This window comes from Aurantibacter sp., from assembly GCF_039941195.1.
GTDB lineage: Bacteria > Bacteroidota > Bacteroidia > Flavobacteriales > Flavobacteriaceae > Aurantibacter_A.
On sequence record NZ_JBDVFA010000060.1, the window covers coordinates 18,525 to 33,137 of the forward strand.

The following is a 14,613-nucleotide window of genomic DNA, read 5'->3' on the forward strand; positions in this document are numbered from 1 at the left end:
GATAAAATCCATTTATGTCTAAGGTAAAGTATTATTACGATCCAGATACGCTATCCTATCGCAAGATAGAGGTACAAAAATCGAAACGTTACCGCAATATTGCGTTATTCTTTTTAGGCTCGTTACTCTTCGGAATTCTTTCTGTTGTTTTACTACTAAATACGAATTTAATTAACACACCACGGGAACTTTCTTTAAGACGTGAAGTTAAAAATTACGAATTACAATTTGAATTGCTCGATAAAAAAATGGAGCAAATTGAAGAAGTTTTAGCCAATATTGAAGATCGCGATAATAATATTTACCGCTTATATTTTGAAGCAAACCCCATACCTGAAGAACAACGGCGCACTGGTTTTGGCGGTGTAAACAGATACCGTTCTCTTGAAGGTTTTAATAATTCTGAAATGATAATATCAACTACAAGAAGACTTGATATTATTAAAAAACAAATGGCGATTCAGTCCAAATCTTTAGATGAAATCACCAAGCTAGCAGAAGAAAAAGAAAAATTATTGATGGCTATTCCTGCCATTCAACCCATAAATAATGAAGATTTAACTCGAATGGCATCCGGATTTGGTTGGCGTTCAGATCCTTTTACTAAAGCTCGTAAAATGCATAGAGGAATGGATTTTACAGCCCCAAGAGGTACTCCTGTCTATGCCTCAGGTGATGGAAAAGTGATTCGTGCAGATAATGGCGCTTCAGGATTTGGGAATCATATTAGAATTGATCATGGTTATGGGTATCTTTCATTGTATGCACATTTAAGCAAATACAACGTAAAGAAAGGACAAAAAGTAAAGCGTGGTGATTTAATAGGTTTTGTTGGCAACACGGGGCGGTCAGAAGCTCCCCATTTGCATTATGAGGTATGGAAAGACAAGGATAGAATTAACCCAATCAATTTTTACTACGGAAGTTTATCAGCGGAAGAATTTGAGAACATGTTGAAATTCGCAACTCAAGAAAATCAATCCCTTGACTAATGCAAATAGAACTACCTGAAAAAAGATATTACGGTATAGGCGAAGTCGCTAAAGCCTTTGGTGTAAACACTTCACTTATACGTTTCTGGGAAAAAGAATTTGATGCCTTAAAACCAAAAAAAAATGCCAAGGGCAATCGTAAATTCACACCAGAAGACATTAAAAACCTTAAACTTATTTACCACTTGGTAAAAGAGCGCGGATTTACATTAGATGGAGCGAAAACACATCTTAAAGAAAATCGTCAAAAAGCGCTAAATAATTTTGACATAATTGATAAGCTTGAAAAAGTTAAAGCTGAATTAATTAAGATTAAGGAACAATTATAATTTTCTTTAATCTTATTTTTTTGTTCAATTATTGTAACATTTTACCACTTTCTGCTGACTAACATGTATTAACTATATTATCAAACACTAAAAATAAACACTATCATGAAAAAAGGACTAATTGCATTAATAGTATTAGGGGTCTTGGCAATCGGCATTTACCAATGGGCTGTTGGATTTAATAACACCGCTGTAGAACATGAAGCCGATGCAAAAACAGCTTGGTCTAATGTTGAAAGTTCATATCAACGTAGAAACGACCTGATTGGTAATTTGGTTAAAACCGTTCAAGGAGCTGCAGATTTTGAAAAAGAAACTTTAGAAGGCGTTATTCAAGCAAGAGCAAATGCAACTAAGACCACGATAGATGCTGGCAACCTTACACCAGAAAAAATGGCTGCATTTCAGGACGCACAATCTGGACTTACCGGTGCATTAAGCAAATTAATGGTCGTTGTAGAACGTTATCCTGAATTAAAAGCAAATCAGAATTTTCTAGAATTGCAGTCGCAATTGGAAGGCACTGAGAACCGTATAAATGTAGCACGTGACCGTTTTAATGAAGCGGTAAATGTTTATGACAAACACACTACTAAATTCCCAGGGAAACTTTTAGCCGGCCTTTTTGGGTTTGACGAAATGGCGAGATACGAGGCAGCAGCAGGATCAGAAAACGCTCCTGACGTAGATTTCGATTTCAAATAGAAAAATATGTCTAGAGTAGAAGACTTTTTAACTGCCGAAGGGGAGCAAGAAATCGTGTCGGCAATACTTGAAGCCGAAAAGAACACCTCTGGAGAAATTCGTGTTCATATTGAGGCTCACACTCGTTTGCCTCATGATGATCGCGCTAAAGAAGTCTTTCATCTCTTGAAAATGGATAATACCAAAGATGCAAACGGGGTATTAATTTACATTGCTGTAAATGACAAAAAATTCGTTATTTATGGCGATCATGGAATCAACAAAGTGGTACCAGCCGATTTTTGGGAGTCTACTAAAGACGCAATTCAACATCAATTTAAAAAGGGCAATTTTAAACAAGGTATAATTGACGGTATTCTATCTGCTGGCAAAGAATTAAACACTCATTTCCCTTGGAATGCAAATGATACAAATGAACTGAGCAATGAAATATCAAAAGGTTAGCTTACTGCTCTTTCTCTTGTGTAGCGTGGTTGTGCATGCGCAGTTTAAAATTCCTGAAACTCCTACGGAGCAAACTAGTGTTTATGATTACATAAATCTATTATCACAGCAGCAAAACACTGCGCTTGAACAGAAACTAATTCAGTATTCAGACAGTACCTCAACCCAAATTGTTGTCGCCATAATTAAATCTACTGAAGGAGAAGAAATCAACTATTTGGGTGCCAATTGGTTAACAAAATGGGGAATTGGTCAAAAAGGAAAAGACAACGGCGTTCTAATTATTTTAGCTAGGGACGACCGAAAAATTGGAATTAATACGGGATATGGTGTAGAAGGTTCTCTTACAGATGCCATGAGCAGACGTATAATAGAAAACGTAATTATCCCTCATTTTAAACAAAATGATTATTATTCGGGACTTGACAATGGAGCAGATGCCATTTTCCAGGTACTTAATGGAGAGTTTGAAGAAGAACGTACTTTTGATGAGTCGCAAGGTTTTCCTCTAGATGCACTCTTGCCTTTTATAATATTTCTGGTAATTCTTATCATTCTTTCACGCCGTAACAACAAAGGTGGAGGAAGAAATGGAGGTAAACGTTCCGGTGGATTAGACCTTTGGGACATCATCATTTTAAGCAACATGGGGCGCAGTGGCCATTCTGGAGGTGGCTTCGGAGGTGGCGGCGGAAGCTTCGGTGGCGGTGGTTTTGGTGGTGGCTTCGGAGGCGGAATGGGCGGCGGTGGCGGCGCTTCTGGTGGTTGGTAAAGTCAATCGAAAAGCGCAAAAAAACTACACCCCAAACAACTCTACTTCTTACGCATATAAATTGTTACCGGTACTCCCGTAAAATTAAAGTTTTCGCGTAACTTATTCTCTAAGAATCGCTTATAAGGGTCACGAACATATTGCGGTAAATTACAAAAGAACGCAAACTGTGGATAGTGTGTTGGTAACTGCGTAATGTATTTTATTTTTACGTATTTATCTTTATACGCCGGTGGAGGGGTATTCGCAATTATGGGCAATAACACATCGTTTAATTCGCGTGTTTTTATTTTTTTAGAACGATTTTTATATACCTCAACCGCAGTTTCTATCGCCTTATAAATCCGTTGTTTATTTAATACTGAAACAAAAAGAATTGGCACATCTACAAATGGCTCCATAGCCTGCTTGATTCGTTCTGTATATTGTTTCATGGTATTGGTCTCTTTGTCTACAACCAAATCCCATTTATTCACCAATATTACAATACCCTTGTTATTCCTTTGCGCCAACCAGAAAATGTTTTCAACTTGTCCATCAAAGCCTCGTGTTGCATCAAAAAGTAAAATACACACATCCGAATGTTCTATAGCACGAACAGAACGCATAACCGAATAAAATTCTAAATCTTCTTTAACCTTAGCTTTTCTACGGATACCAGCGGTATCAACCAAGTTAAATTCGAAACCAAAACGGTTATATTTCGTATCAATACTATCTCTGGTTGTTCCAGCAATATCGGTAACTATATAGCGATCCTCGCCAATTAATGCATTAATAAATGATGATTTTCCAGCATTTGGACGTCCAACAACTGCGAATCTCGGTAATTCAACCTCTTCCGTATCTTTTTCAGGTAGCACTTTAACTAATTCATCAAGCAACTCACCAGTACCCCCTCCATTTACACTGGATACGGTATAGTACTCACCCAATCCTAATGCGTAAAATTCAACAGCATCAGCTTCTCTTTTAGCGTTGTCAACTTTATTGATAACTAAGAAAACAGGTTTTTTTACACGGCGCAATAGCTTGGAAACTTCTTCATCCATAGCTGTTACTCCAGTTTCAACGTCTACCATAAAAATTATAGCATCCGCTTCATCGATAGCCAATTCTACTTGTCGGTCAATCTCCTTTTCAAATATATCTTCACTTCCAACGGCATATCCGCCTGTATCAATTAATGAAAACTCTTTACCGTTCCAATCGCTTTTTCCATAATGTCGATCACGTGTAACACCACTAACGGCATCAACAATAGCCTCTCTACGCTGAATTAAACGATTAAAAAAAGTAGATTTTCCAACATTAGGTCTTCCGACAATAGCAACAATAGCACTCATTATGGTAATTTAAGCCACAAAGGTAATGTTAATCGCCTTAAACCTTCTAATCTAAAAATAGAAATAAGATACCTTAGGTTGTAGTGCGCTCTTCATTCTTATGAATTACGACTAATTCTGATTTTGAATCTTTGTTTTTTGCCAGATACGGCTCACCCACTTGTCTTTCGCGGATTATTTGAGATGGAGCGCCATATGCTACAACATGGCTTTCTATATTATTTACAACTAATGCACCTGCACCCACAACCGTGTGTGCTCCAATAGTAATGCCTTCAATAACACTAGCACCAAGACAGATTGCTGAAAAAGCTCCTAAATTTACATGACCTCCAGTAGAAGCCCTCGGAGCTAAGCTGGAATAATCTCCCATTACACTATCGTGATCCAATGATGCATTGGTATTAACTATACAAAAATCACCTATCTGAGCGTTGGAATTTACAATAGCACCAGGCATAATAATTGTTCCCACACCTATAGTAACATCTCGTCCTATTACAGCTTGAGGATGCGCAGAAGAAACAAATTCAAAATTGGGAACTATTTCTATGATTTTATCAACCACTTTTTTTCGTATCCAATTATCACCAATAGCCACTATACCAGCGGTTATATTAAATTTATCAATAAAATATGGAAGTTCGTCTTCAGTACCTAGCACTTGGTAGCCATTAGCCAAACGGCATTTTTCTTTGTAGGTATCAATAAAGCCAATTACATTAAAATCAGCCTCTTTTTCGATTATATCCAAAACCACATTTCCATGGCCGGATGCACCGATAATTACAATATTTTTCATTCTCGTGGGGGGATTTGGGGTTTCCACTTTCGATTACTCAAATGTAGGAATTATTAATAGGGAAATAGATAATATGTAGTATTATTCGATGAACTACAAAAAATCAGCAAACCTTCTCAACATAAGTAAAAACGGACTTTATAAGCCTTTATTACTAACTATTATTGTAACCAAAACGTTTTAGCTGACGTGCATCACTACGCCAATTCTTATTTACTTTTACATAAAGTTCTAAATGCACTTGCTTGCCAAAAAACTTTTCGAGGTCTTTTCGAGATTCAACGCCCACACGTTTTAAAGCAGTGCCTTTATGCCCAATTATAATGCCTTTTTGCGAATCGCGTTCTACCATAATAACGGAACGCATTCGAATAATATCCTCATCTTCAAAAAACTCCTCTGTTACTATTTCTACTGAATAGGGAATTTCTTTTTTATAATGAATAAGGATTTTCTCACGTATGGTTTCATTTACAAAAAAGCGCTCTGGCTTATCCGTAAGTTGATCTTTTGGATAATAAGCTGGTGCAACAGGAAGCAATTCTATAATACGTTCAAAAACATTTTTAACATTGAAATTTGATAGCGCCGATATCGGATGCAATTCTACTGAAGGCAAAAGTTCTTGCCAGTACTGCACCTGTTCTTCTAAAATTTCTTGAGTGGTGGTATCCACTTTGTTGAGCAGCAATAAAACGGGAATCTTACTATTTTTAATTTTCTTAAAAAAAGCTTCATCTTTTAAAGCTTTCTCTCCTATTTCTACCATATATAGTAACACATCTGCATCTTCAAAAGCGGACTTTACGAAATTCATCATTGAAGATTGCAGTTCGTATGCAGGTTTAATAATCCCCGGCGTATCAGACAATATCATTTGAAAATCATCACCATTTACAATTCCTAATATACGGTGTCTTGTTGTTTGTGCTTTTGAGGTAATAATAGATAGTTTTTCACCTACAAAGGCATTCATCAATGTTGATTTCCCAACATTTGGATTACCTATAATATTTACAAACCCTGATTTATGCTCTTTCATTACGGAGGTCTTTAAAATAAGCTTTAGTAGCTTTATTAACCTTTGGAGCTAGCAAAAGTACTGCAATCATATTTGGAATCACCATTAAAGCATAAGACAAATCAATTAAGTTCTTTACAAGGTCTAATGATGCGACCGCCGCAAAAACTATCATAATAACAAAATACCAATTGTAAAACTTACCAATTTTAGCATTGGTTAAAAAAGAAAGACATTTTACCCCATAATACGAATAGGTAAATAAGGTGGATAAAGCAAAAGCAGAAACAATAATCATTAACAAGTCGTCACCATAGCCGAAAAGTGTGCGCTCAAAAGCCGTTAAGGTCATTACTATTCCACTTTGATCCTCTAGGTAAGCACCACTTAATATTATTACTACTGCTGTAAAGGTGCAAACTAAAATGGTGTCGATAAATGGACCTAACATTGCTACCAACCCCTCTTTAATAGGATTATCGGTTTTAGATTGACCGTGATACATGGGCGCACTACCTAAACCTGCCTCATTGGAGAACATCGCTCTTCGAATACCTATTATTACGAGACCCCAAAAACCACCAGTTACTACTGTTTTAAAATTCCAAGCTTCGGTAAGTATTAATTTTAAAGAAGGCATAATCTGAGAAGCATTCATAGCCATCACTACAATTACCGCAATTAAATAAACAGCAACCATAAATGGCACTATTGCCGAAGCTACTTTAGCAATTTTTGTTAACCCACCAAAAATCACGAATGAGGTTACGATTGCTAATACAAATCCAACGGTCCATTTCCAGTTGGTTTCATCCATTTCAAAAATAGTTTTAGAGGGTTCTATTACACTCATAAAGGTTTCCGTAAACTGGTTAGCAGTAAATACCCCCAAAAAGCCAAAAAGCCCACAAACAGCAAAAAATATAGCCAATGGTTTCGCTTTTGGTCCTAAGCCCTGAGTAATATAAAACATAGGGCCTCCTTGCAATTTACCATCAGAATCTTTTCCCCTAAACATTATGGACAAGCTGCACGAATAAAATTTAATACACATACCTATTAAGGCAGTCACCCAAATCCAGAAAACAACACCTGGCCCTCCATCATGAATAGCTATGGCAACACCCGATATATTCCCTAAACCTACAGTAGCTGCAACGGCTGCCGAGAGCGCTTGAAAAGAACTTACATCGCCTTTTGCAGTTTTATCATCATACTTACCTGCAGTAATCGCAATGGCATGACCAAAATATCGATAGGGCAAAAATTTTGAATAACACACTAAAAAAAGCCCCCCACCTATTAAAAGAATAAACATTGGCCATTCTGTGAATGGTATTAATTGCGCTAAAATCTCATTGATTGTTTCCAAAGGCTATGTATAAAACCCGAAGTTATACATTTTACTGACTTTTGAAAACGTACTCAACAAAAATATTCTTTCAACAATCTTTGAAATAACTAAAAAACGGTTGTATATTTGTCGCCCGTTACAAATAGTAGCGCACCTTTATCTCGTCAGCGTAATGAACTGAAGTTGCAAAACAAGTGAGATAAGAACCCATATCGCGGGGTAGAGCAGTAGGTAGCTCGTCGGGCTCATAACCCGAAGGTCGCTGGTTCGAGTCCAGTCCCCGCTACTACCAAAGCTTCAGAGAAATCTGAAGCTTTTTTTTATGCCTTTAACTCAAAATAATTTTAAGAGCTGGCTCCCCCGAAGCGTCGGGGCTGTCCCCGCTACTACCAAAACTTCAGAGAAATATGAAGCTTTTTTTTATGCCTTTAACTCAAAATAATTTTAAGAGCTGGCTCCTCCGAAGGGTCGGGACTGTCCACGCTACTAGCAAAGCTTCAGAGAAATATGAAGCTTTTTTTATTACTACATCATCTCAAATTTAGAACTATATGACTTTTTTATTTTCTTAAATTTAACGTCAAACTTATCGATATGAAAAACGCTCGAAGCGTGTTTTTTTTACTGCTACTATTAACTATTGGCTGCAACAGTTTCAAAAAAAGTGAATCATCAAATTTCGAAAAATCTCAAATATTAAAACTACACAACCAGAGTAAAAATGTAAAACTTGAAAAGTCTCAAAGACTTATTTTAGCCGACAGTGCATATAACCTTATTAAAACAAAGCCCCTAGATAGCTTAACACTAGCAACTTTATACAATAAAAGCAATATCCATTATGCCTTAAAACAAATTGACAGCTCTTCTTTTTACGATCAGTTATTATTAGAACAATCGAATCTAATACAGAATAAATATTATGCAGGAAAGGCAAGTCAGGCTATAGCTTATTATTTCGATGCTATAGCTCAATTCGATAGTGCCTATTTCTATTACAACCAATCGAAAAACTACTTTCAAAGCATTATAGATAGTAGTCAAGTTGGGCGACGATTGCTAAGCATGGGCCAGATTCAAAAAAATCAGAACGATTTTTTTGGCAGTAAAGAAACATTAACCGAAGCACTCCAATTTCTTCAGCCTGAAAAGGATATAAATTATATAGCTTCTTGTTATAGCGCGTTAGCATCCAACCATCGCAAACTATTAAATTACGATGAGGCAATTAATTACCATTTAAAAGCTATTGAACTTTCAAAATCATCAAAAAATATTCTTGCCTATAAAAACAATTTGGCGACCACTTATATTGACAATAAAAAATATAAGAATGCCATCACCCTTTTAAATTCGGTATACAATGATACTTTATTGCAAAAAAAATCGTCGCAATATGCTCGAGTTCTCGACAATTTAGCCTATGCCCAATGGTTATCTAATAACAACCAATCAGAAAACCTTTTTATTAAGGCCCTAGATATTCGACTACTAAATAAGGATCGAAGAGGACAAATTTCTAGTTATACCCATTTGGGTGAATTTTATGCTGAAAAGGACAGAAAAAAGGCGTTTGTATATTTCGATTCAGTGATAGTATTATCTAAAGATTTAAAAATTCCGAAAGCAGAAAAAGATGTTCTTGTTCATTTAATGAATTTGGATGACAAGAACACGAATCTAAAAGATCGCTATATATTTTTACAAGACAGTTTGTATGCCGCTGAACTAAAAGTTAAAACGCAATTTGCTAAATACAAATATGACGACAAGCTAAAGCAAGAAGCTATTCTGCGTTTAGAGAAGGAAAATGCAGAACAAGCATTGAAAGCTAGCAAAGAACGAAATCAAAAAATTATGTATTTGGGAGGCGCAGTATTTTTAGCTTCCCTCCTAGCCTTTGCTTTTTTTATATTTAGCCAGCGTACGAAACAATTAAAACAAAAAAATAAATCGGAAAAGCTCGCTGCTATTTATGAAACTGAAGCAGAACTATCTCGAAGATTACATGATGATCACGGTGGTCGATTAAACCAAACCATGTTATTGGTTGAAAATGATGCTGATAAGTCTATAGTCTTAGACAACTTGGAAAAACTTTATAAGCAAAGTAGAGATTTCTCAAGGGATATTAATGAAGTAGATACAGGACCTTATTTTTGGGAGAACCTTTTAGCAATGGTAAAACTTAGAACGCCAACCGATGTAAAACTATTTATAAGTGGTGCTAAAGAAATCAATTGGAATATAATACCCTTAACAACAAAAACAGCCTTGTTTAAAATAATGCAAGAGTTGATGATCAACTTAAAAAAACACAGTGGTGCGAGTATAGTCGCAATTACATTTCAAAATACCAACGATGTTTTACAAATAAACTATGAAGATGATGGTAACGGTGCCACGCAAGAAGAACTTCGACTAAAAAATGGACTGCTGAATACGGAAAAGCGTATTCTAGCCATTGGTGGAAGTATTATTTTTGAATCAGAAAAAGGAAATGGTTTTAAGGCAGCGATACAATTTCCTATTTAATTATACCGTGCTATGTTCAAAAAAGTACTAATTGCAGAAGATTTTCAAGATGCCAATTTAGGTATTATTGACACGCTTAGAGAAAGATTACATATTACCGAAGCTCAAGAAGAACTTTATTGCGACAGGGCTTTATCTCGTTTAAAAGTAGCCCTTGCTGCTGAAGAACCATTCGAACTCTTAGTTACCGATTTACATTTTAAAAAAGACCATGTAACACAACGTATATCATCAGGTATCGAACTTATAACAGCTGCTAGGTTACTGCAACCCGGTATAAAAGTGATTGTAAATTCTATGGAAGACAATCCTATTAAGATTAATGCTCTTTTTAAAGACCAAAAGATAGATGGCTATGTTTGCAAGGGTAGACACGGCTTAAACGAACTGGTTTCTGCAACAAAAGAAGTTTATCACAATCGCACGTATTATTCGCCGCAAATAAATTTAAATATTGCCGACAATGTTTTTGAACTAGACGATTATGATTTAAAAATATTAAAAGCATTGGCCGCAGGACTCACCAAAAAAGAGGTTTCTGAAAAATTTAAAAAAGAAAATATTTCACCTAGCAGCGAGAGCACCATTGATAAAAGAATTAGTCGACTCTATGACGAATACCGCGCTAAGAACACGACCAACTTACTTTTTAAATTAGTAAAAGAAGGAAAAATATAAGGTGTCCAGCAATCAATATTCTTTAGTAAAATACAATTTAATATTCCTTACAGATATCTGTAAGGAATTCTTCTTTTATGGGCATAGGTTTGGTGTATCATTAAGCTTAAACAATATTTAAAATGATAAATAAACATATCAATTTCAACGTATAACAAATTGTTGGCCATCCTGCTGTTTGGGGTATTCGGGGGAAGTTCTATTTAGCGGGTTTGGCCTTCATTAAGCTTTAATAAAGATAATTGCATTTACAATTCAATAGATTAACCATTATTTTATAAACATAGGTAGAGGTCGATTTTACAATCGACCTTTTTTTTACGCTTATTATTTGTTAAAGATTCAATAAACTAATTAAAAAAGGATTCCTGTTTTTCTTATATTCAAGATAAACTAATATACTTCCACCAAATACTATATTTTACCCTCCCTCCTATCGTTTCCGTCAACATTTTAATGATTTGAGCTAAGCTTAACCCTGATAAATAGGCAACTTTGTAGTGTAAAAAATGGTGATAGCCATCATAGTAAATAAAAAACACATAAAAATGAGCAATACAGGAAATACAGTTTTAGGAATATTAGCAGGATCAGCGATTGGAGCTGCCTTAGGAATATTATTTGCGCCAGATAAAGGCGAAAATACAAGAAAAAAAATCGCAGATCAAGCTGCTGCCACAAGAGAGAGCATAGCTGAAGGCGCAATCGATTTAAGCGATAGAGCAGCCCATAGTCTTTCTTCCAAAACGGATACGTTAGAAACAAAAATGAATAGCATTGTATCAGATGTGAGTTATAAGACTGAAGACGTAATCACAACTTTAGAGAGTAAGCTTGCTGATTTAAAAGCTAAGAATAAGAAATTACAAAAAACATCGTAATGGGAATTATCAAATCATTAAACCACACCTCAGATAAAGCCATTGATATTAGTGAAAACTACTATCAAAAAACACAAGAATATTATAAGCTTAAAATTTTTCAACAGCTTACACAAACCATAGGTTTGTTCTGCAAAACAGCATTAATAGGTAGTCTAATTTTTTTAGGAATTATTTTCCTAGCCGTTAGCGGCACTTTGGCTTTATCGAATTTATTAAATAACCCTATTGCTGCTTGTTTAATTATCGCAGGATTAATATTTCTATTGGCATACGTAGTTTATTATTTGCGTGCAAGAATAGATGCCTACATAATAAAAAGTAGTAGTAAAACATTTTTCGATTAGATGAAAACATATAAAAATCAAAATGAAATTAATGCAGACCTCGCTCGGCTCAACCTTGAACGGAAAATAGCCTGGGAAGAAATTAAAGGCCTGCGCTACCAATTAGAAGAAGACTTACAACCCTATAATTGGATGAAAACCGCAATTTCGGTTACCAAAAAATATGGCTTGCTTTATCTAGTTCGTAAAATTCTTAAATGATTTTTTAATACAAATTTGGTTGGTTGATTTGGATAGGGGTACATAGCAATATGTATCCCTATTTTTTTTACAGTACTTCTAACGGAACAGTTATATTATTCTGAAATTCACTAGGACTAATACCGTATTTTCTTTTAAATATTTTAGAAAAATAACTGCGACTACTAAAGCCAATAGAATAAACAATTTGTGATATATTCATATCTGAAGTTCGGATATGGTCGCGCGCTGCTTCTAATCGAATATGTCTAATATACTCCGTTACCGTTCTTGTATACAACAGCTTAAAACCTTCTTGTAGCTTGGCTTGTGACAATCCGGATTTTGTTGCTAACATTTCCAGTGAGTAATCTTTTGATGGATTTTTTATGATGGCATTAGCCATTTTACGCACAAGTTTTAACTCGCTTCGCAGTAAAGACGTACTAGGCATTTTGTTTTTATATTCTTTATCATGCTGTAAAATATGCATCGATAAAATTTCATAAACCAAACCTTCTATTTGCATTATTCGTATCATTCCTTTGGTTCGCACCTTTCGTAAGGCACCAATTTTTGTTGCCAATTTTAAGTTAAAACTACCATAAAATGAAAATACATTTTCGTGATCTGTATCCAAGAAAACGCGATACAATCGTTGATTTAGTTCATCGACATTATTCAACCTTTTCTTAAGAAATTTCTTTCTGGTAATCTGAATTACATTAATGGCTAATTTTTCATCTTTTGGAAAATAACCATAATTATAACCCCCATCCTTACAGGTAACTATTACCGATTGAAATTGTGCTAAGGTTTGAATATCACTTTCAGGCTGATACCCAAATCGATGTTTGCAATAACCCTCTAAACAATATGAAAAATGAATAGGATTGTATTCAGATGCATCCATTCGTAAGACGACGTCATCAAAAAATTTAATGTCGTACTCCAACAAACTAACCCCCCAATCAAAAGTGATAAAGCGAATAGTTCCAAATGCAATTTTGCTATTGACTTTTAAAATATATTCACCCCAGCGTTCATCTATTTCACCTCCAATAACTTCTTGAATTTGCCGTACTGTACCTTCTGTACTCTGAGCATCTACAAATATTTCTGTCAAATTTTCTTTTTTACATAAAACAAACCATTACTGGCTGTTAATCAAATATATAAATAAAGCGAATACACCTTTAAAATAGTTTTTCTTAAATAGCTTTTCATAAATAAAAAAGCTCCTTTAAAGGAGCTTCTTCTACTTGTTCAAGTTATAATGTAACGCTAAAAATAATCCTTAATAATCAACTTTACTTTTTTCAAGATTAACCCTATTTAAGTTAATTGGATTATTCATTTGTAACGTACGAATTGGGAATGGTATGTTAATATCGTGTTCGTTAAACTTCTTTTTTATTGCCATTATTCCCGCGCTTTTAGCATCTAATCTATTCTTTGCATTTTCTGCATCGACCCAAAAACGACATACAAAATTTATGGAACTATCTGCAAATGCAGTCCAGTATACTTCAATCTCAGAATTATCATTTTGATGATAAACCGACTCTATGGCCTCTTTAACTAACGATTCAACCAACTCTAAATCAGATTCATAACCAACACCACATTCTACAGCTATTTTCATTTTTTTGGTTAAGGAATAATTTTTTAGCGGATTTTCGATAATTGTTTTATTAGGTATAATCACCAAACTATTATCATACTCCTTTAACACTAGGCTATTCAAATTTATATCAACAACCTCTCCTGCATAACCCGATGTTTCAATCCAATTGCCCAAATTAATTTTGCTTCTAAATGAAAGTATAATTCCTGATAATAGATTGGACAGGGTACCTTGTAAGGCCAAACCAATTACAAGACCTGAAATACCAGCACCAGCAAGCAATGTATTTAGGGTTTTGCTTAAATCTAATGCTCCTAGCGCCAAAAACAATCCTATAGAAACAACAAATATTGCCGAAAACCGACCTATTAACTTTGTTATACTTTCTTGAGGAATTTTTTTTGCAGCAATGCGTACCGCCCATTTATTTACATACCTTGCCATATAAAAGGCCAATACCATTACTATGGTTGCCACTAACAAATTGGGAATACTCTCGATAAATGCGGTCATCCAACCTAGTAATTTATCAAATATATCAGTAAATGATTCTTGAATTTTATCTTTCATTTTAAATGTTTTAAAGTTTAAATTTCTTTT

At 35.0% G+C, this 14,613-nt stretch carries 16 protein-coding genes and 1 tRNA gene; 11 read left to right on the forward strand and 6 right to left on the reverse strand.

Going from position 1 to position 14,613, the window contains the following annotated elements; translation table 11 throughout:
• Positions 1-14 precede the first annotated feature (14 nt).
• From ABJF52_RS09595 to ABJF52_RS09615, 5 genes are all read left to right on the forward strand, one after another.
• Complete coding sequence (locus ABJF52_RS09595; protein WP_348149454.1) at positions 15-992, forward strand: M23 family metallopeptidase; 978 nt, start codon at positions 15-17, stop codon at positions 990-992.
• Positions 992-1,321: a MerR family transcriptional regulator gene (locus ABJF52_RS09600; RefSeq protein ID WP_348149456.1), complete on the forward strand. Its 330-nt coding sequence runs from the start codon at positions 992-994 to the stop codon at positions 1,319-1,321. Before ABJF52_RS09595 ends, ABJF52_RS09600 begins: the two co-directional genes overlap by 1 nt.
• A gap of 105 nt (positions 1,322-1,426) precedes the next feature.
• On the forward strand, positions 1,427-2,026 hold the full coding sequence (locus ABJF52_RS09605; protein ID WP_348149457.1) for a LemA family protein: 600 nt from the start codon (positions 1,427-1,429) through the stop codon (positions 2,024-2,026).
• Between the two features lie 6 nt (positions 2,027-2,032).
• Complete coding sequence (locus tag ABJF52_RS09610) at positions 2,033-2,470, forward strand: TPM domain-containing protein (RefSeq protein WP_348149459.1); 438 nt, start codon at positions 2,033-2,035, stop codon at positions 2,468-2,470.
• Positions 2,451-3,242, forward strand: coding sequence for a TPM domain-containing protein (locus tag ABJF52_RS09615; RefSeq protein ID WP_348149461.1), 792 nt, complete (start codon positions 2,451-2,453; stop codon positions 3,240-3,242). The genes ABJF52_RS09610 and ABJF52_RS09615 overlap by 20 nt, the downstream gene beginning before the upstream one ends.
• Positions 3,243-3,283: 41 nt before the next feature.
• Here the strand turns inward: ABJF52_RS09615 and der are convergent, their stop codons facing one another.
• The 4 genes from der to ABJF52_RS09635 all read right to left on the reverse strand — a co-directional run bounded on the left by der (position 3,284) and on the right by ABJF52_RS09635 (position 7,783).
• A complete protein-coding gene (gene der, locus ABJF52_RS09620) occupies positions 3,284-4,588 on the reverse strand; it encodes a ribosome biogenesis GTPase Der (protein WP_348149463.1) in 1,305 nt (434 codons plus the stop codon).
• A gap of 73 nt (positions 4,589-4,661) precedes the next feature.
• Entirely contained in the window at positions 4,662-5,390 is a 729-nt protein-coding gene (locus tag ABJF52_RS09625; RefSeq protein ID WP_348149465.1) for an acetyltransferase, read from the reverse strand.
• Positions 5,391-5,544: 154 nt separating this feature from the next.
• Positions 5,545-6,432 carry a GTPase Era gene (era, locus tag ABJF52_RS09630; RefSeq protein ID WP_348149466.1) on the reverse strand — a complete coding sequence of 296 codons (888 nt, stop codon included), beginning with the start codon at positions 6,430-6,432 and terminating at the stop codon, positions 5,545-5,547.
• Positions 6,419-7,783, reverse strand: a complete 1,365-nt coding sequence (locus ABJF52_RS09635) for an amino acid carrier protein (protein ID WP_348149468.1) — start codon at positions 7,781-7,783, stop codon at positions 6,419-6,421. Before ABJF52_RS09635 ends, era begins: the two co-directional genes overlap by 14 nt.
• 195 nt (positions 7,784-7,978) lie before the next feature.
• On the opposite strand from ABJF52_RS09635, the gene ABJF52_RS09640 reads away from it, so the two are divergent.
• The 6 genes from ABJF52_RS09640 to ABJF52_RS09665 all read left to right on the forward strand — a co-directional run bounded on the left by ABJF52_RS09640 (position 7,979) and on the right by ABJF52_RS09665 (position 12,407).
• Positions 7,979-8,051: transfer RNA gene (locus ABJF52_RS09640), tRNA-Met, on the forward strand.
• Between the two features lie 308 nt (positions 8,052-8,359).
• Positions 8,360-10,300, forward strand: coding sequence for a tetratricopeptide repeat protein (locus tag ABJF52_RS09645; protein WP_348149469.1), 1,941 nt, complete (start codon positions 8,360-8,362; stop codon positions 10,298-10,300).
• Between the two features lie 12 nt (positions 10,301-10,312).
• A complete protein-coding gene (locus ABJF52_RS09650) occupies positions 10,313-10,978 on the forward strand; it encodes a DNA-binding response regulator (RefSeq protein ID WP_348149471.1) in 666 nt (221 codons plus the stop codon).
• Positions 10,979-11,526: 548 nt separating this feature from the next.
• Positions 11,527-11,859, forward strand: coding sequence for a YtxH domain-containing protein (locus ABJF52_RS09655; RefSeq protein WP_348149473.1), 333 nt, complete (start codon positions 11,527-11,529; stop codon positions 11,857-11,859).
• A complete protein-coding gene (locus tag ABJF52_RS09660; protein ID WP_348149475.1) occupies positions 11,859-12,206 on the forward strand; it encodes a hypothetical protein in 348 nt (115 codons plus the stop codon). The genes ABJF52_RS09655 and ABJF52_RS09660 overlap by 1 nt, the downstream gene beginning before the upstream one ends.
• On the forward strand, positions 12,207-12,407 hold the full coding sequence (locus tag ABJF52_RS09665; protein ID WP_348149477.1) for a hypothetical protein: 201 nt from the start codon (positions 12,207-12,209) through the stop codon (positions 12,405-12,407).
• Between the two features lie 67 nt (positions 12,408-12,474).
• On the opposite strand, the gene ABJF52_RS09670 is transcribed toward ABJF52_RS09665, so the two are convergent.
• Positions 12,475-13,512 carry an AraC family transcriptional regulator gene (locus ABJF52_RS09670; RefSeq protein ID WP_348149479.1) on the reverse strand — a complete coding sequence of 346 codons (1,038 nt, stop codon included), beginning with the start codon at positions 13,510-13,512 and terminating at the stop codon, positions 12,475-12,477.
• 171 nt (positions 13,513-13,683) lie between these two features.
• Entirely contained in the window at positions 13,684-14,583 is a 900-nt protein-coding gene (locus ABJF52_RS09675) for a mechanosensitive ion channel family protein (RefSeq protein ID WP_348149481.1), read from the reverse strand.
• Between the last annotated feature and the right edge of the window lie 30 nt (positions 14,584-14,613).

Bases quoted from the DNA above. Each gene is read 5' to 3' on its own strand.
- ABJF52_RS09665 (WP_348149477.1), top strand. From the start codon at position 12,207: ATGAAAACATATAAAAATCAAAATGAAATTAATGCAGACCTCGCTCGG.
- era (WP_348149466.1), bottom strand. From the start codon at position 6,432: ATGAAAGAGCATAAATCAGGGTTTGTAAATATTATAGGTAATCCAAAT.
- ABJF52_RS09625 (WP_348149465.1), bottom strand. From the start codon at position 5,390: ATGAAAAATATTGTAATTATCGGTGCATCCGGCCATGGAAATGTGGTT.
- ABJF52_RS09650 (WP_348149471.1), top strand. From the start codon at position 10,313: ATGTTCAAAAAAGTACTAATTGCAGAAGATTTTCAAGATGCCAATTTA.
- ABJF52_RS09615 (WP_348149461.1), top strand. From the start codon at position 2,451: ATGAAATATCAAAAGGTTAGCTTACTGCTCTTTCTCTTGTGTAGCGTG.
- ABJF52_RS09595 (WP_348149454.1), top strand. From the start codon at position 15: ATGTCTAAGGTAAAGTATTATTACGATCCAGATACGCTATCCTATCGC.
- ABJF52_RS09605 (WP_348149457.1), top strand. From the start codon at position 1,427: ATGAAAAAAGGACTAATTGCATTAATAGTATTAGGGGTCTTGGCAATC.
- der (WP_348149463.1), bottom strand. From the start codon at position 4,588: ATGAGTGCTATTGTTGCTATTGTCGGAAGACCTAATGTTGGAAAATCT.
- ABJF52_RS09645 (WP_348149469.1), top strand. From the start codon at position 8,360: ATGAAAAACGCTCGAAGCGTGTTTTTTTTACTGCTACTATTAACTATT.
- ABJF52_RS09600 (WP_348149456.1), top strand. From the start codon at position 992: ATGCAAATAGAACTACCTGAAAAAAGATATTACGGTATAGGCGAAGTC.
- ABJF52_RS09675 (WP_348149481.1), bottom strand. From the start codon at position 14,583: ATGAAAGATAAAATTCAAGAATCATTTACTGATATATTTGATAAATTA.
- ABJF52_RS09610 (WP_348149459.1), top strand. From the start codon at position 2,033: ATGTCTAGAGTAGAAGACTTTTTAACTGCCGAAGGGGAGCAAGAAATC.
- ABJF52_RS09660 (WP_348149475.1), top strand. From the start codon at position 11,859: ATGGGAATTATCAAATCATTAAACCACACCTCAGATAAAGCCATTGAT.
- ABJF52_RS09655 (WP_348149473.1), top strand. From the start codon at position 11,527: ATGAGCAATACAGGAAATACAGTTTTAGGAATATTAGCAGGATCAGCG.